This window comes from Flavobacterium branchiicola (assembly GCF_018383905.1).
In the GTDB taxonomy this organism is placed as follows: domain Bacteria; phylum Bacteroidota; class Bacteroidia; order Flavobacteriales; family Flavobacteriaceae; genus Flavobacterium; species Flavobacterium branchiicola.
This window is the reverse complement of the sequence record NZ_JAGYWA010000022.1, coordinates 1-1,202: the sequence shown is the minus strand read 5'-3', so window position 1 is coordinate 1,202 and position 1,202 is coordinate 1. Positions and strand designations below refer to the sequence as shown.

Annotated in this window: 1 protein-coding gene; it reads right to left on the bottom strand. The window is 32.4% G+C overall.

Features of this window, described 5'->3' with window-relative positions; all coding sequences use genetic code 11:
* A protein-coding gene (locus KHA98_RS22735; protein WP_246522505.1) for an IS3 family transposase occupies positions 1-1,198 on the bottom strand; the annotation gives its coding sequence in 2 pieces (ribosomal slippage) (positions 1-859 and positions 859-1,198; 1,199 coding nt annotated over the 2 pieces). This gene is flagged as partial in the annotation.
* Positions 1,199-1,202: the final 4 nt, after the last annotated feature.

The following is a 1,202-nucleotide window of genomic DNA, read 5'->3' as shown; positions in this document are numbered from 1 at the left end:
AAATGAGCTTGATTTGGAGTCAGCATATTGATTGATAAATGCACTCTAATTTGATTATAAAAAAAGATAGATTCCTGGACTTGCTTTTTTAAGTTCTCAAAATCTTCAAAGATTTCAGACAATGCGAACTCTTCTTTTAAAATACCATTTACTCTTTCAGCAATTGCATTCTCATATGGATCATAGTTTTGCGTCATACTTATAAGTATCATATTTTGAGATAAATAATCAGTATACTCTTTGCTGCAATATTGAAGACCTCTATCAGAATGATGTATAAGATTTCCACTGTATTTTCGATCGCCGATAGCTATCTTTAATGCTTCTAATGTAGAACAAGCCATTAAATTATCTGATAAATTATAGCCTACAATTTTCTTTGAATATGCATCAGTTATCAAATGAAGGTAATAGGTTTTGTTTCTTGTTCTCAAATAAGTAATATCAGCAACCCAAACCTGCTCTGGCGCATTTAAACTGATTTGTTTTATCAAATTTGGATATTTACGCATCCAATGTCTTGAATTTGTTGTCTTATAATATCTTCGAATTTTTGCAACTAATAAATATTCATCGCGTAAAAAATCAAACAATTTATCTCTCCCAATTTTTATTTGATGTCTTTTTAAATCATCTTTCAGCATAAAATGTAGTTTCCTGCCCCCGGTATTGGGCAGTTTCTGACGCACCGACATTACCAGAGATCTGAGATGTTCTTTGCTGATGTCTGATTTTGATTGATGTGATTTTCGTTTGTAATAAGCCTGTTTACTATATCCAAACAACCGACATATTATAAAAGGGCTAACCTTGTATATATGATTTATTTCTTGGACTGCTTGGAACCAGACTTTTTTACAATTTCTATTTTAAGCTCACGTTCAGCTATTTCAATAAACTTCCTGAAGACCAGTAATTCTTGTTCTTTCTTCGCTAATTGAGCTTCAAGCTCTTTGATTCGTTGGGATTGAGGATCTTTCATAGGTCGTCCGATAGTTAGTTTACTATGATAAGTAAATTTACCATATTTTTTTAACCATTTATCGATAGTGTCATGTCCGCGAATATTATACCGCCTGCGAAGTTCAGCTTTGGTAAATAAGCCTTGTTCAAATTCTTTTACGACCTTCCTTTTAAAGACCTCACTGAAAGTTTGGGGAGGCAATGGATTTTTAGAATGTTTTCTTTCTGTTGACATAATT